The organism is Erwinia tracheiphila (genome assembly GCF_021365465.1).
Lineage (GTDB): Bacteria > Pseudomonadota > Gammaproteobacteria > Enterobacterales > Enterobacteriaceae > Erwinia > Erwinia tracheiphila.
Genome location: NZ_CP089932.1, coordinates 496,344 through 522,157, shown reverse-complemented (window position 1 = coordinate 522,157; position 25,814 = coordinate 496,344). Strand labels below are relative to the sequence as shown.

The window sequence follows — 25,814 nt, the reverse complement described above, 5'->3', positions numbered from 1 at the left end:
TGTTATCATGGTGGTGGTACGCATTGTAACATTTAACACACAGCGCAGTAATGCAAAGCATATTGATGTCCTCGCCTGGAGGTCAGCGCTTTCAGCGAGTAAAAAACCACCTGCATAGCAGGTGGCATTAATTTCGCCCCACAGGGGCGCACTAAGTCCAGACTCAGAGAGCCTTCCCTTCACACTTCTTTCAGTGGAAGCTGGCTCTCTTCAACTTCATGTTTTTCCTGATACTTCACGTACTTTATTATCATTTCTTCGTTTATACCTACGGTATCGACACAATAACTTCTTGCCCAAAAATCATTCCCCCACTGCTTGTTCTTACGCAGGCAGGGAAATTTACTGAACAATCGAAGGGCTGTTTTACCCTTTAAGTCGCCTGTTACATGGGAAATCGAAAGCCGTGGAGGCACTTTTACCCGCAAATGGACATGGTCTGTCTGGACATTCAGCTCCACTACTTCTATCCCGGACTGCTCACCTGAGATCCTTATCGGCTTACAGACCTCTTTACCAACATTGTTCCTGAGAATGCGAAACCGGTACCTGGGTGTCCATACGATATGATATTGACAACACCAGTGCACATGAGATGCTTTCTGGAATCTGCTCATGGTTAAATCCCTGGCAGTTATGGGGATAACAGATTCGGATTTTCCCATGAGTAGCATGACTGGCAGAGCCAGCTTATTGCTGACCACCTCCACAGGAGGTGGTGTTCATGCAGGGATAAAAAAGGGATGGGCTAATACGGCCCCCCTTTTTCTCTTTGTGTCTCGCCAAATCAGTAATGCAGCCTTCCCTGACTGACCAGCCATTCCCTGACCATAAACAGCGCACTAATGGTACGTGCCTCGCGGAAGTCCGGCTCCTCCAGCAGGGCCAGCAAATTATCCAGTGGCCACCACCGCTGCAGCAGGGGTTCTGGCTCATCCCCTTCAAGTTTCTCTTCGTATAATCCTTCTGCAACCAGGATATTCATCTTGCTGGAGAAATAGGAAGGCGCAAGCGTGACCTGGCCCAATAACGACAGCTTTCCCGCGCCATACCCAATTTCTTCTTTGAGTTCACGATTGGCCGCCTCAACCGCAGTTTCACCTGGATCGATTACCCCCTTCGGGAACCCCAATTCGTAGTTTTCCAATGCCACCGCATATTCCTGGATGAGGATCAGATAGTTATGAACAATGGGTACGATCATCACCGCCTCACGGCCCGAGGGTTTCATCCGTTCATATACACGTCGTGCGCCGTTGCTAAATTCCAGATCGACAGCTTCAACCGTAAAGAGACGTGAACGTGCGGCAGTTTCAACATTAAGAATTTTGGGTTTCTGCAACTGTCTGGTCATAAGAGCCCCAGCTAAAAGCCTGTATGAGCAATACTGCCCAGTGATTGAGGTTTATCTGTCAATAATATCCCCATTACGCCCCTGCCGCACGAGGAAAGCCATCATCGCATACAAAACGCTCCATATTTATAACAAATCAGTCACTTAACAGCTGGATATTTTCTAAAAAGTCAATTAACGCCAAATAAAATAGGATTATGCCGATACTGATACTGGACACAGATTGTTAGTATGATTTCCATAACTCATATATAATTATTCTAATTTTATGATTTTGTGCGCTATTTTAGTACACACAGTAGATTGCCAGCTCCGTCTAAACCCGTCACAATGCACTAATCCAATGTTCAGGACAGGCGTGTTCAGCAAAGCTACAGGAGCAAAGTGGCAGGAATGAGGGTTGCATGAGCGCAATAGTCATTATATTGGCTGTGATGCTGGCCTGTTCGCTCGGAGCAGGTTGTTTCTTCTGGTACGCTATGCGGCACAGGCCGCCGTTGGCGAAACCACTGCCATTCATTAGTCCCCCATTCCGTAAGCTTAACGATGACGAACGCAAAGCCGTTGAACATTACATCGACTCACTGGAAAAACACCGTAGCAGCGTTATCCCAAGCGGGGCCAGCGGTACAACCGATCATCTTGTCCTGAGCTCACAAAGCAGCAATGTTTACCCTGTTACACGTTCAATTACGCGCTATGGTTTGTCTACTGATGATCCCTACAAATGGCGCTATTATCTTGACGCCGTTGAAGTTCATCTCCCGCCACATTGGGAGCAGTACATTACGGATGAAAACTTTGTCGAACTCATTAAGACACAAAGTATTCCGTTGGTTATCTCGTTGAACGGCCATTCACTGGTTAACTATGCCTATGAACAGCCTTCCTTGCCGCCCATCGTCAGGCCTGCTGGCCAGAACGCCTCAATCAGACAAGAAGAAAGTGAAAATATTGAGCTGATTAAGATGCGCAAAGAGACGCGCGATGAGTATGCACTCCGTCGACCCGATGGCACCCGTGAAGCCTTTGCCATCAATATCGCTCTTTTGCTGATATTTTTTAGCTTGAACGGGCCAAGCATTTTAATGACGTGGTTGATAATTGCAGCCATCACTGTCATTTTGGTTAGCTGCTGGTCTCTCTATCGCCGTCCCGGCGAGAAGGACTTGAAGGATATTCATTCACTGAGAGGTGCGCCCAAGCGTTGGGGATTGTTTGGCGAATCCAATCAGGGGCAGGTCAGTAATATATCGTTAGGTATTATCGATCTTATCTACCCCGCGCACTGGCAACCCTGGGTTGCGAACGATCTTGGCCAGTCGACGGAAGTCGATATCTATCTCAGCCGCCATGTTGTACGCCAGGGACGTTTTCTCTCGTTACAGGACGAGGTGCGCAATTTTCCTGTACAGCGCTGGCGAAAAAACATGGTGCTGGCAGCCGGTTCACTTTTAGTGCTCTTGCTGCTGATATCGTGGGTCCCATTAAGCATGCCGCTGAAGCTGAGTATGGCATGGCTTAAAGGCACAGAAAGCGTACAGGTACATTCCGTTGGTGAGTTAGATAAGACGCCACTGCGCGTCGGAGACAGTCTGAAAGTGAACGGTGAAGGAATGTGCTCTATCCCTGCCCTCTATCAGGGAAACCGCTCTTATAACTTTATGCCCTTCGACTGTTCAGCCATTTACTGGAACACGGCCGCACCGCTGCCGCAGCCCCAGTCAGACATTATTGATAAAGCGACCGCACTACTGGCCACGACCAATCAGCAGCTTCACCCTCAGAACAATACCGATCAAAAACTGAATCCACAACTCGCTACCGCTATCCAGAAATCCGGAATGATTTTACTGGATAACTTTTCTGATATCGTATTGAGAACGCAGGATTTATGCAGCCAGGCGCAAGACTGTATCAGACTTAAAAATGCACTGGTTAACCTTGGTAATGCTAAAGATTGGGAAACGCTGGTACACCGGGCCGACTCCGGCGCACTCAATGGCATGAATGTATTATTACGTCGGGTCAGTGCCGAAGCGCTTGAAAATCTGGTCAATACTGCGACTTCATCCTTCTTCTATCGGGAAACACGCCGGGCGGCGGAAGCTCTGAACAGTCCGCCACCCGGCGGTTTTGTGATCCTGAGTGATGAAGGTAAACAGCTGGTCAGCCAGCAGCCCCCTGGTGTTTCGCTGTTCGATTATGACGCGCCAGAACAATGGCCTGAATTGCAACGCCTGGCAGGAATGCTCCTGCACACCTCGTTCTCTGCCAGCGGTATCGTCACCAGCATTACTACTGATGCCAACGGAACCCGCCATATTGCCCTGCACAGTGAGCCGGATGTCCTTACGCTTGTTCGTTATCTTGGTAACAGCCTGCTTCTGGTCGTCAGCGCATTAAGCTTTATCATCAACAGCCTGCTTGCGCTTAAACGCATTCACCGTAATCGCCTTCGCACCAGCGCGATTCAAAGTTATTACGATAAATGCTTCAACCACACGCCTGGGAGCAGTGAAGGCATCCGTCCGCTGTTCTGAGTCTGTCAGTTTTATGCTATTTTTAACGCTAGCGTGCCCTCATCCAGACACTTCTGATTACCTCTCCATACAGGTTCTTGATTTCTGGCGTACAGCCCACACATAAGGTTTTTCCTGAAAAGGAGCAGCGATGAAAGAAACACCCACACAAGCAGTGCGCCTTGACAAATGGCTTTGGGCCGCCCGCTTTTACAAAACCCGCTCCACGGCCCGCGAGATGATTGAAGGCGGCAAAGTTCATTACAATGGTCAACGCACCAGGCCGGGCAAAATCGTAGAACATCTGGCTGAACTGACATTGCGTCAGGGAAATGATGAAAGAACCGTCATCGTCCACGCCGTCAGCGACCAGCGCCGCCCCGCGACGGAAGCACAGAAGATGTATAGCGAAACCGCTGAAAGCATTGAAAAAAGAGAAAAAACAGCCCAGGCACACAAAATGAATGCACTGAGCATGCCGCATCCTGACCGCCGTCCTCATAAAAAAGAGCGGCGGGAGTTATTGAAATTTAAACACGCTGGCGATGAGTAACCCGCCTAAACGAGAGAGAACTATGGTTCATCAAGACCAAATGCAGCGTTATCTGTTTGAGAACTACGCCGTGCGTGGTGAACTGGTCACCGTGTCCGACACCTGGCAGGCAATCATCAACAGCCACGACTACCCGTCGCCGGTTCAGCAGATACTGGGGGAACTTCTGGTTGCGACCAGCCTGCTCACAGCAACGCTGAAATTTGATGGCGACATTACCGTGCAGTTACAGGGGGATGGTCCGTTGAAGCTCGCGGTCATCAACGGTGATAACCAGCAGCAGATGCGCGGCGCGGCGTGGCTGCAGGGTGAGATCGCAGCAGGATGCACCTTAAAAGAGTTGGTGGGTAATGGCTATCTGGTTATCACCATTTCTCCGAAAGAAGGCGAACGTTATCAGGGTGTTGTCGGTCTGGAAGGCGAGACGCTGGCAGCATGCCTGGAAGATTATTTTATGCGCTCAGAACAGCTGCAAACCAGGCTGTTTATTCGTACCGGTGAGCATGATGGCAAGCCTGGCGCGGCCGGTATTTTGTTACAGATTCTGCCTGCGCAAGATGCTAATCCGGAGGATTTCAATCATCTGGTCACCCTGACCGAAACCATAAAGACCGACGAATTGCTAAATTTACCTGCCAATGACGTATTGTGGCGCCTGTATCACCAGGAAGAGGTGACTCTCTTTGATCCACAGAACGTCAGTTTTCACTGCACCTGTTCACAGGTGCGCTGTGGAGAAGTATTACGCACGCTGGCAGCAGAAGAAGTTGACCAGATGATTGCTGAAGACGGTCAAATTGATATGCACTGCGACTACTGTGGCAGCCACTACATTTTTGAAGCCGTGGATATCGCCGCCATTCGTAACGACTCAACGACAGGTAACGCCCAGGTCCATTGATCTTCCACGTCATCAGCCTCTCAACGCGGCTGATGACGCCGTCATTGACTCACGCCCGGGCGATTTTAACAAACCGTCCTTGATTGCAATTTTCGTATTAAAAATCTTTTGCAATCCCCCCCCTTTTTCGGGCAGATTAATCTGATAACGTTAAATTTTACTTACGATTTTACGCGTAGCATCTCATTTTTGTTACTTCTCTCTTTCTCTCACGTTAACTACGTGTAAACTTCCCGCGACCGTGCTCTCACTGTCATCTGGCGGACGGAGCATCCCTATCACTGGTAGCCTTCTCGATTAAATTCAGTGGCAGAACAGAGCTGAAAAAGGAGCAGTATAATGCGCGAACTGACCCCACAGGACCTCGTTGCTTATGGCATCACCGATACGATTGAGATTATCCATAATCCAGATTTTGACACTTTATTTCGGGAAGAAACCCGCGCGGAGCTGACAGGCTACGAGCGAGGCATCGTCACACAGTCCGGCGCGGTCGCCGTTGATACCGGTATTTTTACCGGCCGTTCACCTAAAGATAAGTACATTGTGCGAGACGATACCACACGCGACACAGTGTGGTGGAGCGATCAGGGCAAAGGAAAAAACGATAATCAGCCTCTGTCACAGGAAATCTGGCAACAGCTTAAATCTCTGGTTACAACGCAGCTTTCCCACAAACGTCTGTTTATTGTCGATACCTGGTGTGGTGCTAACCCAGACACCCGGCTTTGCGTGCGTTTTATTACCGAAGTGGCCTGGCAAGCTCATTTCGTTAAAAACATGTTTATCCGCCCGGATGCAGAGGCACTTGCCACATTTGAACCCGATTTTGTGGTGATGAACGGCGCGAAATGCACCAATCCAAACTGGCAGCAGCAGGGGCTGCATTCGGAGAACTTCGTTGCCTTTAATTTAACTGAACGCATCCAGCTGATTGGTGGTACCTGGTACGGCGGCGAAATGAAAAAAGGCCTGTTTGCGATAATGAACTACCTTCTGCCACTGAAGGGCATTGCTGCCATGCACTGCTCTGCCAACATTGGGCCAGCTGGCGATGTCGCGGTCTTCTTTGGCCTCTCCGGGACGGGAAAAACCACGCTCTCCACCGATCCACAGCGTAAACTGATTGGTGACGACGAACACGGCTGGGATGATGATGGGGTATTTAACTTTGAGGGTGGCTGCTACGCTAAAACCATCAAGCTGTCTGAGCAGGCAGAACCGGAAATTTATCATGCAATCCGTCGTGACGCGTTATTGGAAAACGTCGTGGTGAGGGAAGATGGCTCAGTCGATTACGATGACGACAGAAAAACCGAAAACACGCGCGTCTCCTACCCTATCAATCATATCGACAACATCGTAAAGCCAGTGTCAAAAGCGGGGCACGCACGCAAGGTTATTTTCCTGACAGCCGATGCTTTTGGCGTACTGCCGCCGGTTTCACGTCTGACGCCGGCCCAGACACAGTACCATTTTCTTTCGGGGTTTACCGCAAAACTGGCAGGAACCGAGCGGGGTGTCACTGAACCCACTCCCACGTTCTCTGCATGCTTCGGTGCCGCGTTTCTGACGCTGCATCCGACACAATACGCGGAAGTGCTGGTGAAAAGAATGGCAGCAGCAGGCGCCGAAGCCTACCTGGTTAATACTGGTTGGAACGGCAGCGGTAAACGTATTTCGCTCAGGGATACCAGGGCCATTATCAATGCCATCCTGAACGATGACCTTGTCGGTGCAAAAACCGTCACGCTACCGATATTTAATCTGGCTATGCCGACTGCGCTGCCGGGTGTTGACAGTGCAATCCTCGACCCGCGTAACACCTACGCCGATCCTGCAAAATGGCAAGAGAAAGCAGAGGAGCTTGCTGGACTGTTTATCACCAACTTTGATAAATATACTGACACACCCGCCGGGAGAGCGCTGGTACCTGCTGGTCCTCAGCGATAATTACACCTGATAAGGCGGAACAAGCGTCATTCAAAGACAATGATGACGCTTGTCCTCACTGGCAACAGGGCTGTCCTTTTATAACGAATCCTGCCTGCGAAGACTGTCAGTATCATCATCGTAGTGCGCTACAATAATTTTTTGGACCTTATCACTGAAACTCACTGATTTAGTTGGTGCTACTTTCCCGGTGTCTGCTTTTGCTTCCGGCTCTGTAGCGGCCCCCTGAGCCTGCCGCTGTTCAAAAGCCGCTTTTAGCCCCGTTGGTGCTGTGATGGTTCCCTCAGCTTGCTGCTGTTGAAGCATCGTTTTTGTCCGTCCAGGTTGGTTCGATGAACTGAAAACCTTGAAAAGTTTAGCCAGAAAAGCTGATAAACCCTTATTATCTTTTTCAGCTTTTGCTGCACTGGCAGGAGCCACTAAGTTTACAGAACCTATGTAACCAGATAATTTTTCCATCATAAAATGCCTCTGAATATAATTTGAGGAATTTTACTGTCCGGCTATGCTTATTTCTGTCAAAAAAGCAAAACACGCCTGCCACGATTTAGCAGTTCAGCATTTATCCCGCCGCAACCGACGCTGAAGCCACAACCGCTGGCAGCGGCAGGTAAGCACGGATACATAACCCGCCCCGCTCGCTTTCACCTATCTCAAGCGTTCCCTGATGCGCATCAATAATACGCTGAACGATCGCCAGCCCCAGCCCCGTACCACTGGTGCTGCGGGCACTGTCACCCCGCACAAAAGGTTGAAGCAGGTGTTTTAGCTGATTCGGGGCAATACCCGGCCCGTCATCTTCCACTTGGAACCAGGCGCGCTCCGGCTCGCGGCCGCTGCTGACTTTAATCCAGCCGTTACCGTAGCGGGCAGCATTGACCACCATATTGGCTGCGGCGCGCTTAATTGACAGAGGATTGATATCCAGTAGCAACTCCGCAGGCATCACGGCATTTTCGATCTCACGCTCATAGCCGCTTTCTGCCGCCACGACTTCGCCCAGCACGCTGTTCAGGTCTGCCCTCTCGGTTTGTATCTCCTGGCCGGTACGAAGATAATCGATAAACTGCTCAATAATGGCATTGCACTCTTCGATATCTTTGTTAATCGATTCGGCAAGATAGCCATCCTGCTGTGACATCATTTCGGTGGCCAGCCGTATACGCGTCAGCGGCGTACGCAAATCATGGCTAACCCCGGCCATTAACAGCGTCCTGTCGTCAGCCAGCTGCTTCACGCCTGCGGCCATCTGGTTGAACGCGCGGGTCACAGAACGCACTTCCGAGGCACCATATTCACGGAGCGGTGGCGGAATAATCCCCTTTCCCACCTGTAGCGCAGCATGTTCCAGCTCCACCAGCGGGCGGTTCTGAATGCGGATAAACAGCCATGCGCCGCCAATCGCCAGCAGCATAATCGCCAGCGTATATCGGAACAGCGGCGAGAAATCACCCTGATGAATTTCCGTCAGCGGCACCCGTACCCAGATATCCGGTGACAGCCAGGTTTTCAGCCAGACTACCGGGGAATTTTTATTGACCTCCACGCGGACATCAGTCGGGCCACCCAACTGCTGGGCCATTTGCTGACTGAGAAATTCATAATGTTGCGCCCAGCGTAATCCGCTCTCTTCCGCCGCCGTGTTGGTGTACAGCGAAATACCCAGCTCGCGGTAGATCTCACGGCGAAACGCCAGCGGCACTTCCAGCTGCGTGCCGTCTTCCAGCTGCAACCTGTCGGTCATAAGCATACGCACTTCATATGCCAGCACTTTATTAAACTGCTGCAGGCTGGGCAGAATGGCAAAGTTCAGCACCACCAGATAAGTGGTAACCAGGCTGACAAACAGCAGCGTAATAATCAGCAGCAGCGTGCGGGCAAACGAACTGCGGGGAGAGAAGCGGATTCGCCTCATGCCTTACTGCCGTCCGGTACGAACACGTAGCCCAGCCCCCAGACAGTCTGGATATAGCGCGGATGCGCCGGGTCCTCTTCCACCATGCGACGCAGGCGGGAGATTTGCACATCAATGGAACGCTCCATGGCGCTGTATTCACGGCCACGCGCCAGATTCATCAGCTTATCGCGGGAAAGAGGCTCGCGAGGGTGACTGACCAGCGCCTTGAGCACGGCGAATTCACCGCTGGTGAGCGGCATCGGCTCATCTTCGCGAAACATTTCACGGGTACCGAGATTCAGCTTGAACTTACCAAAGGCAATAACCGCTTCCTCCTGGGAAGGTGCGCCCGGCAGCTCGTTCGCCTGACGGCGCAGCACCGCACGAATGCGCGCCAGCAGTTCGCGTGGGTTAAACGGCTTGGGAATATAATCGTCCGCGCCGATTTCCAGCCCGACAATGCGGTCAACTTCTTCACCTTTTGCCGTCACCATAATTATCGGCATCGGGTTACTCTGACTTCGTAAACGACGGCAGATAGATAACCCATCCTCGCCCGGTAGCATCAAATCCAGCACCATCAGGTGGAAGGATTCGCGCGTCAGCAGACGGTCCATCTGCTCGGCGTTGGCCACGCTACGCACCTGAAAACCCTGTTCGGTCAGATAACGCTCCAGCAAGGCACGCAGACGCATGTCGTCATCCACCACCAGAATTTTGTAATTCTCTTGCATATCGATACTCCCAAAGGCGCAATTGCCTGAACTAATATTTTTAAAAAAGATGCCCGAATGTAACAGTCATTAATGGTTTATATTCTAGCCGAAATTGTTACAAAGCATATTAAACAGCAGCTTATCTGTGATTTCACGTTAAAAATATTCGCGAAATCCACGCTTTCAGCAAGTGTTTTTATGTTGAATAGTGATGACAAACAAGCAGTAACGAGAGGCAGGAAAAAAACAGATCGGATTTGCATCACCCCGCACTTCACAACAAAATAGCGCCGATATGCAAGCGTAAGAAATGAGCTGAAGATGAAAACCAAACTGATCACCCGCGAAGGCTACGACAAGCTCAAACAGGAGCTGGATTTTCTGTGGCGTGAGGAGCGTCCGGAAGTGACTAAAAAAGTCACCTGGGCTGCCAGCCTCGGTGACCGCAGCGAAAACGCCGACTATCAGTACAACAAAAAGCGTCTGCGCGAAATCGATCGTCGCGTGCGTTATTTAACGAAATGCCTTGAGCAGCTGCGCATCGTGGATTATTCCCCGCAGCAGGATGGCAAAGTGTTTTTTGGTGCTTGGGTTGAAGTGGAAAACGACGACGGCGAGATCAAACATTTTCGTATCGTGGGCTACGACGAAATTTTCGGCCGTAAAGACTACATTTCCATCGACTCGCCGATGGCCCGCGCCCTGCTCAGGAAGGAAATCGGTGATGTAGCAACCGTGCATACTCCCGCAGGTGAAGCGACCTGGTATGTCAATGCCATTGACTACCTCCACCCCGTGTGAAACGACGATAAGTCTGGAACCACTGCCCGAGCGCTGGAAATTATCGCCCGCAATCCGTATAACTGTCCGCTGTTCTAAGCCACCAAGTAACCGATGATGAAAGATTCGCTGAACCACATTATTGCAAATGAGCTGCAGGCACGCACAGAGCAGGTTGACGCCGCTGTTCGTCTGCTGGATGAAGGGAATACCGTACCGTTTATCGCACGCTATCGTAAAGAGGTCACCGGCGGGCTGGACGACACCCAGCTGCGCCAGCTTGAAACGCGTCTGGGCTACCTCAGAGAGCTGGAAGAGCGCCGCCAGTCCATTCTCAAATCTATCGACGAACAGGGTAAGCTCAATGACGAGCTGGCCATTGCCATTCGCAGTACCCTGAGTAAAACCGAGCTGGAAGACCTCTATCTGCCTTACAAACCTAAACGTCGTACACGCGGTCAGATTGCCATTGAGGCAGGACTTGCACCGCTGGCAGACCAGCTTTGGCAAGATCCTTCCCACAGCCCGGAGCAGCTGGCAGCAAACTATGTCGATGCAGAAAAAGGTGTTACCGACAGCAAAGCCGCTCTCGACGGTGCGCGCTACATTCTGATGGAACGCTTTGCAGAGGATGCCACCCTGCTGGCAAAAGTCCGCGAATACCTGTGGAAAAATGCACATCTGGTGTCCCGCGTGCTGGAAGGTAAGGAAGAAGAAGGGGCAAAATTTCGGGACTACTTTACGCATCATGAGTCACTCTCCTCCGTGCCGTCACACCGCGCGCTGGCCATGTTTCGCGGCCGCAATGAGGGCATCTTGCAGCTCTCTCTCAACGCCGATCCACAGTTTGACGAGCCGCCCCGCGAAAGCCACGGCGAGCAAATCATTGCCGACCATCTTAATCTGCGGTTGAACAATGCCCCCGCCGATAGCTGGCGTAAAGCGGTGGTCAGCTGGACCTGGCGCATTAAGGTGCTGCTGCATCTTGAAACCGAACTGATGGGCAGCGTGCGTGAACGTGCTGAAGACGAAGCGATCAACGTATTCGCCCGCAACCTGCACGACCTGCTGATGGCAGCCCCGGCCGGGATGCGCGCCACTATGGGACTGGATCCGGGCCTGCGCACTGGCGTGAAAGTCGCGGTGGTGGATGCAACAGGCAAGCTGGTTGCCACCGATACCATCTATCCGCACACCGGGCAGGCAGCGAAAGCCGCATCGGCAGTGGCGGCACTCTGTACCAGGCACCAGGTTGAGCTGGTTGCCATTGGCAACGGCACCGCCTCACGCGAGACCGAGCGCTTTTTCCTTGATGTTCAGAAGCAATTCCCGCAGGTAAATGCCCAGAAAGTGATCGTCAGCGAGGCTGGTGCATCGGTTTATTCCGCCTCGGAACTGGCCGCGCTGGAGTTTCCTGACCTTGACGTCTCGATTCGCGGGGCCGTGTCTATCGCGCGCCGTCTGCAGGACCCACTGTCTGAGCTAGTCAAAATCGATCCAAAATCCATCGGCGTAGGTCAGTACCAGCACGATGTCAGCCAGAGCCAGCTCGCGAAAAAACTGGATGCGGTCGTGGAGGATTGCGTCAACGGCGTCGGCGTGGACTTGAACACCGCCTCGGTGCCACTGCTGACCCGCGTCGCCGGACTGAGTAAAATGATCGCACAGAATATTGTGAGCTGGCGCGATGAGCACGGTCGTTTTCAGGATCGTCAACAATTGCTGAAAGTCAGCCGCCTGGGGCCAAAAGCGTTCGAGCAGTGTGCCGGATTCCTGCGTATTAATCACGGTGACAATCCGCTGGACGCGTCAACCGTCCATCCCGAAGCCTATCCGGTGGTGCAACGCATCCTTACGGCGACACGCCAGGTGCTGGCGGACTTGATGGGCAACGCTTCTGCATTGCGTAACCTGCGCGCCGTGGACTTCACTGATGAGCGATTCGGTGTGCCAACCGTCAGCGATATCATCAAAGAGCTGGAGAAGCCAGGCCGCGACCCGCGCCCGGAGTTTAAAACGGCTCAGTTCGCTGAAGGTATCGAAACCATGAACGATCTGCTCCCCGGCATGGTGCTGGAAGGTGCTGTTACTAACGTAACCAACTTCGGCGCCTTTGTTAATATCGGCGTGCATCAGGATGGCCTGGTACATATTTCTTCGCTGTCCGATAAGTTCATTGATGACCCGCATAAAGTGGTGAAAGCAGGCGATATTGTCAAGGTGAAGGTAATGGAAGTGGATCTGCAGCGTAAGCGCATTGCGCTGACCATGAGGCTTGACGAGCAACCGGGTGACACCAGCGCCCGTCGCAGCGACAGCGCACGCACCAGTCCACGCCAGTCGCAAAGCAAGCCGCGCCCAGCCCCATCACAACCCGCTGGTAACAGTGCCATGGGTGATGCACTGGCCGCCGCCTTCGGTAAAAAATGTTAATGCCGAATAAAGCGGATCGCCCGATCCGCTTCTTTTACCGCAAGAAATAAAGTTGTTCTGTATCAATCGGAGTAATAATCGTTCTCAATATAATTCCTGATGTTGATAACAGTGATGCACAACAGCATCAAATGGTGGAGTTATTTATGCAATATATTCCAGGGCACTATTACCACATCCTGCGTTTCTCTCCAGACGTCAGCACGGCTTTCAGACAAAAACTGCTCTCTCTTGGCCTGCTGCCCGGAACCTCGTTTAAAGTCAGACGCATCGCGCCTTTGGGCGATCCCATTCAGATCGAAACACGCCGCTTCAGTCTGATGCTGCGCAAAAAAGATCTCTCCTCCCTGCACATCGCTCTTGCTGAATGACGCGAGCGCTATTATGAACAACATCACTATCGGGCTAATTGGCAACCCCAATTCCGGCAAAACCACCCTGTTCAATCAGCTTACCGGCGCAAGACAGCATGTCGGCAACTGGGCTGGCGTCACCGTTGAACGTAAGGAAGGCACCTTCAGTACCCGACACCATCACGTCCAGCTGGTGGATTTGCCCGGTACTTACTCCCTGACCACCATCTCGTCAGAAACCTCACTGGATGAACAGATTACCTGCCACTTCATATTGAGCGGCGAGACAAAACTGGTGATTAACGTCATCGACGCCAGCAATCTGGAACGTAACCTTTACCTGACACTGCAATTACTGGAGCTGGGCGTTCCCTGTATCGTCGCGCTGAATATGCTGGATATTGCACGCAGCCAGCATATTCACATCGACGTTGCAGCGCTGGCTAAACGGCTTGGATGCCCGGTTATTCCTGTCATTTGCAATCGGGGAGAAGGACTGGACGCACTCAGACGGGCCATTGATACCCACTCCGGCCTCGCCGCAGATTTTCAGTTGGCGTATCCACCGTCGGTGGAAGAGAACGTGCAACGCCTGACCGCTGCCATGCCACAGAAAATCAGTACCCGCCGCCGCTGGCTGGCGCTGCAAACACTTGAAGGTGATATTTTCTGCCGCTCACAGTGTGGTGAAGCCACGGCGCTGCTGCCCGATCTACCGGGCGTAATTGCCAACCCGGTCGATATTGCCCAAACCCGTTATCAGACCATCGAAAGACTATGTGGTCAAAACACGTCGACACAAAATGCCACCCCTCATCGCCTGTCTGCAAGGCTGGATGCACTGGTGTTAAACCGCTGGCTGGGCATTCCGGTATTTCTCGCGGTGATGTACCTAATGTTCTTTTTTGCTATTAGCCTGGGCGGCGCGTTGCAGCCGCTGTTTGAGGTCAGCGCCACGGCGGTGTTCGTCCACGGCGTCCAGTGGCTTGGCAATGTGCTCCACTTTCCAGAGGCGGTCACGCTGTTCCTCGCACAGGGAGTCGGTGGTGGCATCACCACCGTGATGCCGCTGATCCCGCAAATTGGTTTGATGTATCTGTTCCTGTCAGTTATGGAAGACTCGGGATATATGGCTCGCGCGGCTTTCGTCGTTGACCGTCTAATGCAGGCCCTCGGCCTGCCGGGCAAATCCTTTGTTCCACTGATCGTCGGTTTCGGCTGTAACGTCCCTGCTGTGATGGGAGCACGCACGCTGGACGCGCCGCGCGAACGCCTGCTGACCATCCTGATGGCGCCGTTTATGTCGTGTGGCGCACGGTTGGCGATCTTTGCCGTGTTTGCGTCAGCCTTTTTCGGCCAGCGCGGTGCCTCCGTGGTGTTCAGCCTGTATCTTCTGGGTATTACTGCAGCCATTCTCACCGGGCTGGTGCTGAAAAATACGCTACTGCGCGGGGAAGCCTCGCCATTTGTGATGGAGCTGCCTACCTGGCATGTTCCTCATTTGAAAAGCCTGTGGTTTCAGACTTGGCAGCGTTTAAAGAGCTTTGTTTTCAGAGCAGGTAAGGTCATCGTGGTGGTCAGCATGTTTATTGGGGCGCTGAACAGTTTCTCATTCAACGGCAGACCGGTCTCCAGCATTAACGATTCGGCGCTGGCCAGCGTCAGTCGTCAGCTCACTCCGTTGCTCAGTCCGATGGGCGTTCAGGCCGATAACTGGCAGGCCACAGTCGGGCTTATCACCGGCGCGATGGCAAAAGAGGTGGTGGTGGGTACGCTTAACACACTGTATACCGCCCAGGCGCTGCATGAGGATGCATTCAACGCCAGTGAATTCAGCCTACTGGCAGAGCTGAAAGACGCGGTGATACAAACCAGAGATAGCCTGAGAAACTCCTTAAGCCTCAATGTCCTGTTTCATCCTATTGATGCCAGCAAAGGTGACGGTGAAATGAGCAGCGGACCGATGGGCGTGATGCACAGTAAATTTGGCAGTGATTTCGCCGCGTACAGCTATTTGATTTTTGTGCTGCTGTACGTGCCCTGCGTCTCGGTGATGGGGGCGGTAGCCCGTGAAAGCGGCCGCCGCTGGATGCTGTTCTCCATTTTTTGGGGGCTGAATCTGGCCTGGTCACTGGCAACGCTGTTTTATCAATTTGCCACCTTTGCAGGTCACCCGCTTTCATCCACGGTAGCCGTGGTTGCAGTGGTCGGCTTTAATCTGCTGGTATGGCTGCTGTTAAAGCGTATCAGGCTGGCACCGCTTCCTCTGGAAGTCAGGATGATCCCAACGACAGATTGTGCAAACTGCAGCAAAAGTGGCAGTTGCCACTAAGCTTGCGACCTCCGTACATTCGTCACCTGAACCGCATCAAAAAAAGGTTCAGGTGACAAATTTAGCCCTCCGTTACAAAGTAAAATTTATCTGACGGCTGATAAGTGTTGTGATGGCTACCGCCCGGTACATCGCTTTTTCCGGCGTACATGATGGCTGTGTAGAAAGCAGGCTGATTAGCGTCACAATCCCGCCAACGTGAAAGCAACCGACAGTTATCGGGTAAGCCAGCAGCAAAAAATATGCTTAACGGACCTGAAGCCCGAACCTTGTGATAATTATTCACCGCATCATGTCATCTTCCCCGGTTAAGCCCGCTAATACTATTGCATACCCGGTCAACCGCCTCTCATCCTGAGATTCTGGTTGGTCTGCAAAGCAGCGGCGAAAGCGTGCTGGCGGGATAACACGATTTACAAAAGCAGCAGTAGTGGCTCTTTGCTGTTCCAACCACAGAAAAGCACGCTTTGACCTGTCCGCGTCGCAAGACTGGCGAGAATCAGCTGAGGGCGGAATATCTGAAAGCGAGCGCTATGAGGTGAGTGCCGTTTGGCCGAACAGGGCTGTGACGCTTTACTGGTATGACGGGGCGATTTTGTCGATGAAAAAAATCAGATAACCAGAAGCACCAGGGGACACGAACGTTGTGAGAACGGCAAGGCTCCGGGCCTGGCGAATGTCATAACGGCGGAGTTGCCCCCGCCTGCTGAAAATTACTTGTACACTTCAGCAACGGCACTGAACTTGCCGTGCTCACGGCCAGCAATCACCAGAAAGTATTTACCGCCTTTTTCATCCGCCAGCTTTGACAGCTCGTGTCTGGCATCCATTGGCGATGTGGTTTCAGCGGTGGTGTTCACCGTACCGATCTTCTCCAGCTTCAGTTTTTTAACTTCTTCTTTAGTGACTTCTTTCGCAGCCAGCGCACCAAAAGAAACCGTTCCAGCCAGAAGACCAATAACCACAGCTTGCATCATTTTCATCAGAGATACTCCAGATTGATTTTTTTAAGAGATAAGCAGCCGCTTGATGAGATTGCAGGGAACGAGAAAATGCCCGACTCCCTGGACAGCTCAGAGGTAAAAAAATTACGCCCCTGCTTACCTGAATAATTATTGTCGGTTATGGCCAATCTGCCAGTTTTTAGTAGAAATTTATTTCAATATATTAATAGAGAAATCAACAAGTTTTTCACAAAACGATTCAGCATGAGAAATAAAAGGCGCGTGGGCCGCTTTTTCAATTATCACCGACTCGCTGTGCGGCTGTCGCGCATCCAGCAACGCAGCGATACCACGTGGCACCAACCCATCCAGTGCGCCATAAATTCGCAGCAGCGGTACACGCAAGGCGGTCATTTCGTCACGCAGATCGACAGTCCGCAATATCTCAAGCCCGCCGTTCAGCACCGCAATATCCGGTGCCGGATGCGACAGCACCACATTTTTCAACTGCCTCACATCCTGGCGCGCCGTCTCACTACCCATCGTCTGTAAGGCAAGAAAACGCTCCACCGTGCGCTGGAAATCCTCGCTGAGTTGCTGTTGAAACTGACACAGCGTTTCCGGCCGAATGCCGGGCCAGTCTGGCCCAGCGGTAAAGCAGGGCGAGGACGCCACGCTGATCAGCCCGCTCACCCGCTGTGGATGGTCCAACGCCAGCTGGCTGGCCACCAAACCACCCAGCGACCAGCCCAGCCAAAGCGCCCATTCAGGTGCCTGCGGCAGCAGCGCAGCAGCCATTTCTTTGACGCTTAACGGTGGAAAACCCCGACTGCGGCCATAACCCGGTAAATCGACGAGGTGCAGCCGAAAATGCGGGCTGAGTCGGTCAATGATGTCATGCCATACTTCGGCATTCAGCCCCCAGCCGTGCAGCATCACAAGTTCGCGATCGCCGCTGCCAATGGTCTGCCAGTAAAGCTGAGTCATCCGTTACTATTCCGTTTTTGCCATGGAGGCCACTATGCTATCAATGCCCACCGCCTGTTGGCTATGCCGGATGCAACTCGCGCTGCCTGCACAGGGTATTTGCAGTCTTTGTTTGCTCCAGCTTCCCGCTGTTGTCCCCTGCTGTCCCCGCTGCGGCCTGCCCGCGTTGCATCTTCGAACGCAATGTGGTCGCTGCCATCTTCACCCTCCTGCCTGGCAGCGAATGATTTATGTTTCAGACTGGCAGTTTCCCCTGCGAGACTGGGTTAATCAGCTGAAGTTCTACGGAAAAACAGCGCTTGCACCGATGCTGGCGCGGCTGCTGTTACTTCGCTGGTTAGCGGTTCGTCGTGAATTTATGCTGGATAAGCCCGATCTGCTGTTATGTGCGCCGCTTCATCGCCAGCGTGCGTGGCGACGTGGCTACAATCAGATGGATGATATCACCCGACTGCTGGCACGCTGGATCGGCTGCCCTTATGCGCCGGCGGGAATAAAACGCCTGCGTAAAACGCGCATTCAGCACAGGCTGTACGCCAGCCAGCGGAAAAAAAACGTTCGCGGCGCTTTCAGCGTTGAAACCGACGTGCACAGGCTGCATATTGCCGTACTGGACGATGTGATCACTACTGGCAATACTCTGCAGGAAATCAGTCGGATTTTGCTGGCTGCCGGGGCGGCCAGCGTACAGGTATGGGGCCTGTGTCGAACCTTGTAGAGCGTCGGTGATGGGCGTATTATAACCAACCAAATTAGTCAACTATTGAGCAATCGCTATGATCCAAATTACTGACTCCGCGCAAGAGCACTTCTCAAAACTGTTGTCAAAACAGGAAGAAGGCACTCAGATCCGCGTATTCGTTATCAATCCCGGTACGCCCACTGCTGAATGTGGCGTCTCTTACTGCCCTCCCGGCGCGGTGGAAGCCACCGATAAAGAGCTTAAATTCGAAAAGCTTTCCGCTTTTGTTGACGAACTGAGCGCGCCCTATCTGGAAGAGGCTGAGATTGATTTTGTCACCGACAATCTGGGTTCTCAGCTGACGCTGAAAGCCCCCAACGCCAAAATGCGTAAGGTGAGCGAGGACGCACCGCTGATTGAGCGCGTTGAGTATCAGCTGCAGGCGCAAATTAACCCGCAGCTGGCAAGCCACGGTGGCAAAGTATCACTGATGGAAATCACCGATGATGGCTACGCTATTCTGCAATTTGGCGGCGGCTGTAACGGTTGCTCAATGGTTGATGTCACCCTGAAAGAAGGGATTGAGAAAGAGCTGCTGGCGACTTTCCCTGAGCTGAAAGGCGTGCGCGATTTGACCGAACACCAGCGCGGCGAACACTCGTTTTACTGATCCCACCCAAACCGCCCGTCGGATTATGTCCGCCGGGCGGTGGCTGGCTTACTTACCCTTTTGCAATCCGCTTTACGCCGCCGGTTAAGATCGTTAAGCAAGCTGATTAACTCGCTTATCGGCAAACATCTCCTCCAGCGTCATACTCAATTTTCGTCGCCAGTTGGGATAGTTGTCGGTGGTACCCGGCACGTTTACTGGCTGTGTCATATCCAGCCAGTCTTCCGGCTGCGGACCAAGTAATGCGCTGCAACTGTCGGCAATAAAACGCTGCATGGCACGATTAAGGCCCGGGGTCATCTCCAGCAGACTGGTTCGTTTACCACTGCGCTTCGCCAGACAACCGTATTGATGAAGCGCATCCAGCATTACCTGTTTTTGTCTGGCCCTGCTGATAAAGGGCATGCAAAATGTCCCGGTCCGGGTAAACGCCCTGTGTCTCTCCCAGCGACAGGTCGCCTGCGAGTACAGAAGGCGCGCAGGGTGGGCAGATCGTGCGGGGTGGCGCTGGCCATTGACTGGCGTGGCCAGTCGCTGGGGGAACAATAGCGCTCTTTATCATCCTGTTCGAAATAAAGCACTTTCCACGAATAAATGCCGCTGTCACGCAGTTTGGCCACGATTTCAACCGGGACAGTGCCCAAATCTTCGCCAATGACCATACACTGGTTGCGGTGACTCTCCAGCGCAAGAATAGCCAGCAGATCGTCTACCGGATAGTAAACGTACGCGCCGAAATTGGCAGTTTCGCCTTTCAGTATCCACCACAGGCGCAACATCGACATAACGTGATCGATGCGCAGCGCACCACGGCTGGCCATATTGGCACACATCAAATCGATAAACAGTTGCCATGCTCGCGCGGCCATAACGTGCGGCTCGGCAGGCAGCAGGCCCCAGTATGTCGGTCGGCGCGCCGACCGACACCTGCGAATAATACAATTCACGGTCACACCAGGCTTTCGCTCCACCTTCGGCCACGCCCACTGCCAGATCGCGGTACAGTCCAGGCGGCATCTTCAGCTGTTGGCTCAGTTGCCAACATTCATCAAACTGCCAGTTTGCCAGCCATTGCAGCCACAGCCAGAAGTACACGTCATCCTCGTTCTGCTGACAGAATTGCTGCACCTGCTCACTGTGTACATCCTGCAATTCCGTTGGCCAGATCGGCCAGACCCAGCGACTGGCATCTTCACGCAACATCGCACTGTGCAGCGCGTCAAACGTACCCTGCCAGAAAAGACCGCCGCCGCCCTCGTGGATAAAACGCGCAAAGTCGGCGTGACAGTCATCCTCGTAGCTACGCTGACTAAAGTGCTGCCAGGTATGCCGCAGCCCCTGTATTTTCAGCCCGGCAACCTGGGTGTAATCAACTTCGCCGCATTCTCTGGCCTGTTGCAGCCAACGTTGCGTGCTTTTTGGCTGCCACCAGCGTTGCGCCGCTTTGCCATGTTGAAAATCCGCCACGGCAGCAACGTCAATATAAGCACATTCAGCCAGCGACGCGAAGAAGGGCTGTACGGGCTGGCAGGATAGAGCGAATGCAGGGGGTTGAGGCTGATAAAGGCTCCGCCTCTTGCGGCAACTTCTTTAGCTCCGCTACGGTAATCCGGGATAAATACCACCTTCAGCTTACCGCCGATGACCGGATCGTGATTAATTTTCTACGCAACTTTGTTAATGGCGTAGATGATATTTTTGGCGAGGTAATAGCCGGGCATAGCTTTGGCACCAAACAGGAATACGCGCGGCACTATATTCGTCTGCGGATTTTCATGCAGACGTTTAATCTACACGTCAAACAGGGCATCAGGATTAATCTCGATGCCGGTCAGGTGATCAATGTAGTCCGCCAGGTGCACTTTGTTATCGTGTTTAATCTGGCAGAAACGCTGGCGGAAGTCTTCATTGTCTGCCGATAGCTCCAGCCATTTTCAGCTTATCAAGATGATTCGCCCATTCTACCTTCAGCGTTTCATCTATCAGACCGGCAAGCGCGAGATTACACTGTTTCAGCCAACCGCGCGGCGTGATGCCGTTGGTAACGTTGTGAAACTTGTGCGGCCACAGCTGGTGATATTCCGGGAACAGGTCTTTGACCACCAGGTCAGAATGCAGCCCAGCCACGCCATTTACGGCAAAGCCGCTGACCACACACAGATTCGCCATACGCAGTTGATGCTCGTAGAGCACCGCCAACTTTTCCCATTTCGCTTCATCGCCCGGCCAGTGTGTTCCACTGCCTTTTTAAAGCGTTTGTCGATCTCTTTTACAACCATGTAATGCCGCGGCAGCAGCGAGCGCACCCGCTTCTGATCCCAACGCTCCAGCGCTTCCGGCATCAACGTATGGTTGGTGTAGGCGAAGGTGTTGCTGGTAATGGCACAGTCCCGCCCCAGCCCAGCTGGTACTCATCCAGCAGCACGCGCAGCATTTCGGGGATTGCGATAGTGGGAGTGGGTATCGTTTAGCTGGATAACCCCATAGTCAGGCAGCTCGTCGATTTTTCTCCCGGCAAGATGAGGCCGACGCAAAATATCCACTACCGAGCAGGCACACTGGAAATATTGCTGCATCAATCCCCTGCTGCTCCGATTGTAAAAATTTACCGTCGTTAAACTGCGTCAGGTTGAAAGAAGAGGGATGGCTTGCCATCACTGCTGGCGGGCTATTTCACTGGCACACGCTAAACCCAGGTGCTGCCACTGGCGGGTGAGCGCCGCCTCAAAACGTGCCAGATTAAATTTCTGCTGCGACATACCACTTCCTTCTGCAAGGGGAAAGGGGGAACACGGGCCGGAGATGCGCACGTGTTTATTAAGCATGTGGTCAGCACAACTCCAGATGAACTTCATGTTGCTGAATAGTTTTTAAAATACCCGGCGGCGGCGGTCCGTCGGTAAAGAGATAGTCAATCAGGCTCATATTTCCCAGATTAACCATAGCGTTACGGCCAAATTTCGAATGGTCAGCCACCAGCATCACACGGCGCGAGTTTTCAATTATGGCGCGTTTCGTGCGAACCTCGTGGTAATCAAAATCCAGCAAAGAGCCATCCATATCAATGCCGCTAATACCAAGAATGCCGTAATCGAGGCGGAACTGAGAAATATAGTCGAGGGTTGCCTCACCCATAATCCCACCATCACGGGCGCGCACCTCACCACCCGCAATAATCAGATTGAAATCCGGCTTCGACATGAGCAGCATAGCCACATTGAGGTTATTGGTGACAATCCGTAAATTGCGATGATTAAGCAACGCGTGAGCGACCGCCTCTGGCGTGGTGCCGATATCAATAAACAATGAGGCACCGTCCGGGATCTGGCTGGCAACACGCTGCGCAATGCGGGCTTTTTCTGCCGACCACATCATCTTACGATCCTGCCACGCGGAATTTTCCGAGGTGGAAGGCAGCGCCGCACCGCCGTGATGGCGCTGGATTTTATTTTGCTCTGCCAGATCGTTTAAGTCGCGACGGATAGTTTGCGGGCTGACGGTAAAGTGTTCCACCAGCTCTTCGGTACTGACATATCCCTGACGACGCACCAGCTCGATAATAGCGTCATGACGTTGCGTTTGCTTCACAAAGCTCTCCTGTTTGCCGCATTCCGGTCAGAATCTTTTCTGCCGGGTATCAACAAATGCCATTGCCAGGCCCACCAGCAGACCGGTGACGTGCGCCGCGTTAGCGATGGAAAGGCCAAACCAACCCATGTAGCCCACCACCAACCAGATAACGGCAAAGGCCATCAGTCCGCGCTCCAGGTAGACGCCGCTCGCCGGGTCGCGCTCACCACGAAACCAGGCGTACCCCATCAGCGCATAAACCGCGCCCGATAACCCACCAAACATCACGCCACTGAATTTCGTCTGCATCCAACCGCTTAACAGGGCGGAAATCAGCATGATAACAAACAGCTTTCCGCTGCCGAGGCGCTTCTCAATTGCCCCACCGAGATACCACCACCACAGCAAATTAAAGACAAGATGCAGCAGAGAAAAATGCAGCAACGCGTGGGAAAACCAGCGCCACAGCTGAAAATGCTGGTCACTCTCAGGCCAGGCCAGCCAGCTCATGACTGTTTGATAATTGGTGAGTTGCATCAGGATAAACACCAGGATGCACGCCGCCATGATCGTCAGCGTCAGCGGGCCGGCACGCTCGCGGATATTGCTTATCAGGGACGTTCGCTGATACTGAATACCGCTTTGCGTGGTACCGGAATGCCAGCTCGCCGCCTGATAACGGGGATGATTGGGATCGCGGATGAACTGACTAAGTTCGTTTTCGACCAGATGGAATTTCAATTCGTCATCCAGCCATAAGATGTAGTGACTTTCACGTTCTATCCGCAGCCGTACGCCTTTTGTCATCATGTAATCAACAAAAGCCTGCGCCATGCGGGGATTGGCAAATTCGGTAATGCGCATCATCGCTTTAGGAAATCCCTGTAAATAAAAACCGCCAGTATATACCGCAAATGATGCCAGCAGACAGAATCATGGCGTGGCTGATTCTGTCTGCTGGGGAAACTGTGCACGCCATGCTTCAAAACCGCCATCAATACTGTAAGCCTGCTCGAAACCCTGGTTCAGCAGATACTGTGCAGCACTTTTGCTGCTGTTACCGTGATAACACATCACCAGCACAGGTGTACGCGGATCGCTTGCGGCAATAAATTCATTCAGTGAGTCGTTAGTCAGGTGAAACGCCCCGCTGGCATGCGCCATAGCAAAACTTTGCGGATCGCGAATATCAACCAGCAACGCTTCCCCCTTTGCCAGGTGCGCCTGCGCCTGCTGCACACTGATACATTCAAATTGTTCCATGCTCGGTTCTCGTTACAGAAGGAGCAGCATTGTAACGCGAACATTGGCAACAATAACCAGACAGAACACAGGGTTAACGCCCTTTTTCTGCCTGTTAATCTGTTATCTGGATCACGCATAAATGTTTTTATCTGTTTAAAGCTGGCATCGCTTTCGGTTTCAGATTATTATTATGTTCGAAAACGAACACATAAGAACTATTTCGAACATAGGAGGGGATGACGTGGAAACCAAAGACCTGATCGTAATTGGCGGCGGGATCAACGGCGCTGGCATTGCGGCAGATGCCGCAGGACGGGGCCTGTCCGTGCTGATGCTCGAAGCACAAGATTTGGCCTGCGCGACCTCTTCTGCCAGCTCAAAATTGATTCATGGCGGCCTGCGCTACCTGGAACATTATGAGTTTCGGCTGGTAAGTGAGGCTCTGGCCGAACGCGAAGTGCTGTTAAAAATGGCACCGCATATCGCTTTCCCCATGCGCTTTCGTCTGCCACATCGCCCCCATCTGCGCCCTGCATGGATGATCCGTATCGGCCTGTTTATGTATGATCACTTAGGTAAGCGGACCAGCCTGCCAGGCAGTAAAGGGTTGCGTTTTAGCGCAGATTCAGTGTTAAACCCTGAAATTGTGCGCGGTTTCGAATATTCCGACTGCTGGGTGGACGATGCCCGCCTGGTGGTGCTCAACGCCCAGGAAGTTGAAAAACGCGGCGGAGAAGTGCGCACCCGCACCAAAGTGACCCGCGCATGGCGTCAAGACGGTCTGTGGACGGTGGAAGCCGAAGATATCGACAGCGGCAAAACCTTTACCTGGCAGGCGAAAGGGCTGGTTAATGCGGCCGGTCCCTGGGTGAAACAGCTGTTCGACGATGGGCTGCAGCTCAAATCCCCTTATGGTATCCGTCTGATTAAAGGAAGCCATATCGTGGTGCCGCGCGTGCACACCGAAAAACAGGCTTACATTTTGCAAAACGAAGATAATCGTATCGTGTTTGTGATTCCGTGGATGGATGAGTTTTCTATTATCGGCACCACCGATGTCGAGTACAAAGGCGATCCGAAGAACGTGCAGATTGACGAAAAAGAAACTGCCTATCTGCTGAAGGTTTATAACAACCATTTCAAAAAAGCCCTCAGCGAGCAGGATATCGTCTGGTCGTATTCTGGCGTGCGTCCGCTGTGCGATGACGAGTCGGATTCCCCCCAGGCCATTACCCGTGATTACACGCTTGATGTGCGTGATGAAAATGGCCAGGCACCGCTGCTTTCGGTTTTCGGCGGCAAGCTGACCACTTATCGTAAGCTGGCAGAACACGCTCTGGAGAAACTGGCGAAATACTATCCCGGCGTCGGTCCGGCCTGGACTAAAAACTGCGTGTTGCCCGGAGGAGATATCGCCGGAAGCAGCGAAGATTACGCCATCAGCCTGCGTCGTCGTTATTCCTTTATCACTGAAGCCATGGCACGGCACTATGCCCGTACCTACGGCAGTAACAGCGAGCGCTTCCTTAAAGAAGCGAAAAGTCTGGACGATCTGGGTGAGCTGTTTGGTCATCATTTCTACGAGGCTGAACTGCGCTATCTGGTCCAGAATGAGTGGGTTCGCGAAACGGATGATGCTCTGTGGCGTCGCACTAAAGAAGGCATGTGGCTGGATGAAGCGCAGCGCACCCGTGTGGGTCAATGGCTGGACGAGCATGGCAAGAAACCGGCGCTATCACTGGCTTCCTGAGTGTGACGACTTCTCCAGTGCTTCATATAAGATGACAAAAACAATAAATCGGGAGCAAGATACTCCCGCTTTTTTATTACACATTAGACACCACGCCCTGAAGGCGTGGTTACCAAGCGGTGTTGGCTTTACCCGTTCTCCTTCAGATGTAAATCTGACAGCACGGACTTTC

The 25,814-nt window shown here is 52.6% G+C and carries 22 protein-coding genes and 2 pseudogenes; 11 read left to right on the top strand and 13 right to left on the bottom strand.

What is annotated here, in order from left to right; all coding sequences use genetic code 11:
- Positions 1-179 precede the first annotated feature (179 nt).
- A complete protein-coding gene (gene tnpA, locus LU633_RS02600; RefSeq protein WP_046372172.1) occupies positions 180-617 on the bottom strand; it encodes an IS200/IS605 family transposase in 438 nt (145 codons plus the stop codon).
- A gap of 170 nt (positions 618-787) precedes the next feature.
- Positions 788-1,354 (bottom strand): ADP compounds hydrolase NudE, encoded by a 567-nt coding sequence (nudE, locus tag LU633_RS02595; protein ID WP_020322842.1) that lies wholly within the window; start codon positions 1,352-1,354, stop codon positions 788-790.
- Positions 1,355-1,758: 404 nt separating this feature from the next.
- On the opposite strand from nudE, the gene LU633_RS02590 reads away from it, so the two are divergent.
- The 4 genes from LU633_RS02590 to pckA all read left to right on the top strand — a co-directional run bounded on the left by LU633_RS02590 (position 1,759) and on the right by pckA (position 7,283).
- On the top strand, positions 1,759-3,897 hold the full coding sequence (locus tag LU633_RS02590; protein WP_020322843.1) for an intracellular growth attenuator family protein: 2,139 nt from the start codon (positions 1,759-1,761) through the stop codon (positions 3,895-3,897).
- A gap of 130 nt (positions 3,898-4,027) precedes the next feature.
- On the top strand, positions 4,028-4,429 hold the full coding sequence (hslR, locus tag LU633_RS02585) for a ribosome-associated heat shock protein Hsp15 (RefSeq protein WP_020322844.1): 402 nt from the start codon (positions 4,028-4,030) through the stop codon (positions 4,427-4,429).
- 22 nt (positions 4,430-4,451) lie between these two features.
- Positions 4,452-5,330: an Hsp33 family molecular chaperone HslO gene (gene hslO, locus LU633_RS02580; RefSeq protein ID WP_020322845.1), complete on the top strand. Its 879-nt coding sequence runs from the start codon at positions 4,452-4,454 to the stop codon at positions 5,328-5,330.
- Between the two features lie 339 nt (positions 5,331-5,669).
- Positions 5,670-7,283 carry a phosphoenolpyruvate carboxykinase (ATP) gene (pckA, locus tag LU633_RS02575; protein ID WP_020322846.1) on the top strand — a complete coding sequence of 538 codons (1,614 nt, stop codon included), beginning with the start codon at positions 5,670-5,672 and terminating at the stop codon, positions 7,281-7,283.
- 78 nt (positions 7,284-7,361) lie between these two features.
- Here the strand turns inward: pckA and LU633_RS02570 are convergent, their stop codons facing one another.
- The 3 genes from LU633_RS02570 to ompR all read right to left on the bottom strand — a co-directional run bounded on the left by LU633_RS02570 (position 7,362) and on the right by ompR (position 9,914).
- Positions 7,362-7,745, bottom strand: a complete 384-nt coding sequence (locus tag LU633_RS02570; RefSeq protein WP_020322847.1) for a hypothetical protein — start codon at positions 7,743-7,745, stop codon at positions 7,362-7,364.
- Between the two features lie 100 nt (positions 7,746-7,845).
- Positions 7,846-9,198 (bottom strand): two-component system sensor histidine kinase EnvZ, encoded by a 1,353-nt coding sequence (gene envZ, locus LU633_RS02565; RefSeq protein ID WP_020322848.1) that lies wholly within the window; start codon positions 9,196-9,198, stop codon positions 7,846-7,848.
- Positions 9,195-9,914: an osmolarity response regulator transcription factor OmpR gene (ompR, locus tag LU633_RS02560; protein WP_001157751.1), complete on the bottom strand. Its 720-nt coding sequence runs from the start codon at positions 9,912-9,914 to the stop codon at positions 9,195-9,197. Before ompR ends, envZ begins: the two co-directional genes overlap by 4 nt.
- A 303-nt stretch (positions 9,915-10,217) precedes the next feature.
- Between ompR and greB the strand changes: the two genes are divergently transcribed.
- The 4 genes from greB (at position 10,218) to feoB (ending at position 15,794) form a co-directional block, all read left to right on the top strand.
- Complete coding sequence (gene greB / locus LU633_RS02555) at positions 10,218-10,697, top strand: transcription elongation factor GreB (protein WP_020322851.1); 480 nt, start codon at positions 10,218-10,220, stop codon at positions 10,695-10,697.
- Between the two features lie 93 nt (positions 10,698-10,790).
- Positions 10,791-13,109: a Tex family protein gene (locus LU633_RS02550; protein WP_020322852.1), complete on the top strand. Its 2,319-nt coding sequence runs from the start codon at positions 10,791-10,793 to the stop codon at positions 13,107-13,109.
- A 146-nt stretch (positions 13,110-13,255) separates the two neighbouring features.
- Positions 13,256-13,480, top strand: a complete 225-nt coding sequence (gene feoA, locus LU633_RS02545) for a ferrous iron transporter A (protein WP_020322853.1) — start codon at positions 13,256-13,258, stop codon at positions 13,478-13,480.
- Positions 13,481-13,493: 13 nt separating this feature from the next.
- Positions 13,494-15,794: a Fe(2+) transporter permease subunit FeoB gene (gene feoB, locus LU633_RS02540; protein ID WP_020322854.1), complete on the top strand. Its 2,301-nt coding sequence runs from the start codon at positions 13,494-13,496 to the stop codon at positions 15,792-15,794.
- A 713-nt stretch (positions 15,795-16,507) separates the two neighbouring features.
- Here the strand turns inward: feoB and LU633_RS02535 are convergent.
- Together LU633_RS02535 and bioH are read right to left on the bottom strand one after the other, a co-directional pair.
- Positions 16,508-16,777, bottom strand: coding sequence for a YdgH/BhsA/McbA family protein (locus LU633_RS02535; protein ID WP_020322855.1), 270 nt, complete (start codon positions 16,775-16,777; stop codon positions 16,508-16,510).
- A gap of 171 nt (positions 16,778-16,948) precedes the next feature.
- Positions 16,949-17,725, bottom strand: coding sequence for a pimeloyl-ACP methyl ester esterase BioH (gene bioH, locus LU633_RS02530; RefSeq protein ID WP_020322856.1), 777 nt, complete (start codon positions 17,723-17,725; stop codon positions 16,949-16,951).
- 34 nt (positions 17,726-17,759) lie between these two features.
- On the opposite strand from bioH, the gene LU633_RS02525 reads away from it, so the two are divergent.
- Both LU633_RS02525 and nfuA read left to right on the top strand, forming a co-directional pair.
- Positions 17,760-18,443 carry a phosphoribosyltransferase gene (locus LU633_RS02525; RefSeq protein ID WP_040465451.1) on the top strand — a complete coding sequence of 228 codons (684 nt, stop codon included), beginning with the start codon at positions 17,760-17,762 and terminating at the stop codon, positions 18,441-18,443.
- A 58-nt stretch (positions 18,444-18,501) separates the two neighbouring features.
- Positions 18,502-19,077, top strand: coding sequence for a Fe-S biogenesis protein NfuA (nfuA, locus tag LU633_RS02520; protein ID WP_020322858.1), 576 nt, complete (start codon positions 18,502-18,504; stop codon positions 19,075-19,077).
- Between the two features lie 23 nt (positions 19,078-19,100).
- Here nfuA and malQ read toward each other — a convergent pair.
- The 6 genes and pseudogenes from malQ to glpE all read right to left on the bottom strand — a co-directional run.
- Positions 19,101-20,687: pseudogene (gene malQ, locus LU633_RS02515) on the bottom strand (4-alpha-glucanotransferase); the annotation flags it as partial.
- Positions 20,688-20,867: 180 nt separating this feature from the next.
- Entirely contained in the window at positions 20,868-20,957 is a 90-nt protein-coding gene (locus tag LU633_RS26435) for a hypothetical protein (RefSeq protein WP_456151884.1), read from the bottom strand.
- Between the two features lie 25 nt (positions 20,958-20,982).
- Positions 20,983-21,653 (bottom strand): annotated as a pseudogene (locus LU633_RS02510) (glycogen/starch/alpha-glucan phosphorylase).
- 253 nt (positions 21,654-21,906) lie between these two features.
- The gene (locus LU633_RS02505; RefSeq protein WP_020322864.1) at positions 21,907-22,665 is read right to left on the bottom strand and encodes a DeoR/GlpR family transcriptional regulator; all 759 of its coding nucleotides are present in this window, start codon (positions 22,663-22,665) and stop codon (positions 21,907-21,909) included.
- Between the two features lie 27 nt (positions 22,666-22,692).
- Positions 22,693-23,511, bottom strand: coding sequence for a rhomboid family intramembrane serine protease GlpG (gene glpG / locus LU633_RS02500; RefSeq protein ID WP_040465502.1), 819 nt, complete (start codon positions 23,509-23,511; stop codon positions 22,693-22,695).
- Between the two features lie 69 nt (positions 23,512-23,580).
- Positions 23,581-23,910: a thiosulfate sulfurtransferase GlpE gene (gene glpE, locus LU633_RS02495; protein WP_020322866.1), complete on the bottom strand. Its 330-nt coding sequence runs from the start codon at positions 23,908-23,910 to the stop codon at positions 23,581-23,583.
- 223 nt (positions 23,911-24,133) lie between these two features.
- Between glpE and glpD the strand changes: the two genes are divergently transcribed.
- The gene (gene glpD, locus LU633_RS02490; protein ID WP_020322869.1) at positions 24,134-25,642 is read left to right on the top strand and encodes a glycerol-3-phosphate dehydrogenase; all 1,509 of its coding nucleotides are present in this window, start codon (positions 24,134-24,136) and stop codon (positions 25,640-25,642) included.
- Positions 25,643-25,814: the final 172 nt, after the last annotated feature.

Excerpts from the sequence above, each read along its gene's own strand:
- tnpA (WP_046372172.1), bottom strand. The coding sequence starts at position 617 with ATGAGCAGATTCCAGAAAGCATCTCATGTGCACTGGTGTTGTCAATAT.
- nudE (WP_020322842.1), bottom strand. The coding sequence starts at position 1,354 with ATGACCAGACAGTTGCAGAAACCCAAAATTCTTAATGTTGAAACTGCC.
- LU633_RS02590 (WP_020322843.1), top strand. The coding sequence starts at position 1,759 with ATGAGCGCAATAGTCATTATATTGGCTGTGATGCTGGCCTGTTCGCTC.
- hslR (WP_020322844.1), top strand. The coding sequence starts at position 4,028 with ATGAAAGAAACACCCACACAAGCAGTGCGCCTTGACAAATGGCTTTGG.
- hslO (WP_020322845.1), top strand. The coding sequence starts at position 4,452 with ATGGTTCATCAAGACCAAATGCAGCGTTATCTGTTTGAGAACTACGCC.
- pckA (WP_020322846.1), top strand. The coding sequence starts at position 5,670 with ATGCGCGAACTGACCCCACAGGACCTCGTTGCTTATGGCATCACCGAT.
- LU633_RS02570 (WP_020322847.1), bottom strand. The coding sequence starts at position 7,745 with ATGATGGAAAAATTATCTGGTTACATAGGTTCTGTAAACTTAGTGGCT.
- envZ (WP_020322848.1), bottom strand. The coding sequence starts at position 9,198 with ATGAGGCGAATCCGCTTCTCTCCCCGCAGTTCGTTTGCCCGCACGCTG.
- ompR (WP_001157751.1), bottom strand. The coding sequence starts at position 9,914 with ATGCAAGAGAATTACAAAATTCTGGTGGTGGATGACGACATGCGTCTG.
- greB (WP_020322851.1), top strand. The coding sequence starts at position 10,218 with ATGAAAACCAAACTGATCACCCGCGAAGGCTACGACAAGCTCAAACAG.
- LU633_RS02550 (WP_020322852.1), top strand. The coding sequence starts at position 10,791 with ATGATGAAAGATTCGCTGAACCACATTATTGCAAATGAGCTGCAGGCA.
- feoA (WP_020322853.1), top strand. The coding sequence starts at position 13,256 with ATGCAATATATTCCAGGGCACTATTACCACATCCTGCGTTTCTCTCCA.
- feoB (WP_020322854.1), top strand. The coding sequence starts at position 13,494 with ATGAACAACATCACTATCGGGCTAATTGGCAACCCCAATTCCGGCAAA.
- LU633_RS02535 (WP_020322855.1), bottom strand. The coding sequence starts at position 16,777 with ATGAAAATGATGCAAGCTGTGGTTATTGGTCTTCTGGCTGGAACGGTT.
- bioH (WP_020322856.1), bottom strand. The coding sequence starts at position 17,725 with ATGACTCAGCTTTACTGGCAGACCATTGGCAGCGGCGATCGCGAACTT.
- LU633_RS02525 (WP_040465451.1), top strand. The coding sequence starts at position 17,760 with ATGCTATCAATGCCCACCGCCTGTTGGCTATGCCGGATGCAACTCGCG.
- nfuA (WP_020322858.1), top strand. The coding sequence starts at position 18,502 with ATGATCCAAATTACTGACTCCGCGCAAGAGCACTTCTCAAAACTGTTG.
- glpG (WP_040465502.1), bottom strand. The coding sequence starts at position 23,511 with ATGCGCATTACCGAATTTGCCAATCCCCGCATGGCGCAGGCTTTTGTT.
- glpE (WP_020322866.1), bottom strand. The coding sequence starts at position 23,910 with ATGGAACAATTTGAATGTATCAGTGTGCAGCAGGCGCAGGCGCACCTG.